The organism is Bartonella vinsonii subsp. berkhoffii ATCC 51672 (assembly GCF_902825225.1).
Classification (GTDB): domain Bacteria; phylum Pseudomonadota; class Alphaproteobacteria; order Rhizobiales; family Rhizobiaceae; genus Bartonella; species Bartonella berkhoffii.
This window is the reverse complement of the sequence record NZ_CADEAK010000101.1, coordinates 1-576: the sequence shown is the minus strand read 5'-3', so window position 1 is coordinate 576 and position 576 is coordinate 1. Positions and strand designations below refer to the sequence as shown.

The following is a 576-nucleotide window of genomic DNA, read 5'->3' as shown; positions in this document are numbered from 1 at the left end:
TCCAGTTGGGAATTCACGTTAGAGCCACGCACCCAATATGGCAGCGTTGAATCAACCTACTTTGATCGCTCGCAAGGACAACAATGCCAAGTCAAGCATCAGACAGGCTTTAGTGGTCCTGTGCGTCGTTTGCGTTGTTGCTACACCAGCAGGGAAGAGGCATTAGCTGCTGCCGCCTCAGAATCAGACCGGCTGTGCCGTAGCATGGGCAGTGGTTCTTTGTCCCTTGAAGGGCGCCCCGAAATCATGGCGGATCAACCGCTGCTTCTTCAAGGGTTCCGTAGTGAAATCAATGGACCATGGAAAGCTGAAACCGTGACCCATCGCTATGAGAAACAAAGCGGATACACCACAGAAATTACTCTAGAAGCACCAGACAAGGGAAAGGACAGCAACAAAGAATAGAGGCTGGGCTGGTTGCCCAGCCAACGGGACTAGTTTGGTACACACCCGTCCGATGTAAGAGCTCTTAACATCGCAGCCACTTCTTATCACTTGAAGCAATGAGAAGATGGCTACTATAGATGAAAGAGTGTTAAAAAATTATGGATACACTTTACAAGGAAACATTAAAAT

General features: G+C 48.4%; 1 pseudogene. It reads left to right on the top strand.

From position 1 onward, the window contains the following. Window positions 1-405, top strand: a pseudogene (locus J7R10_RS08450) (late control protein); the annotation flags it as partial. Between the last annotated feature and the right edge of the window lie 171 nt (window positions 406-576).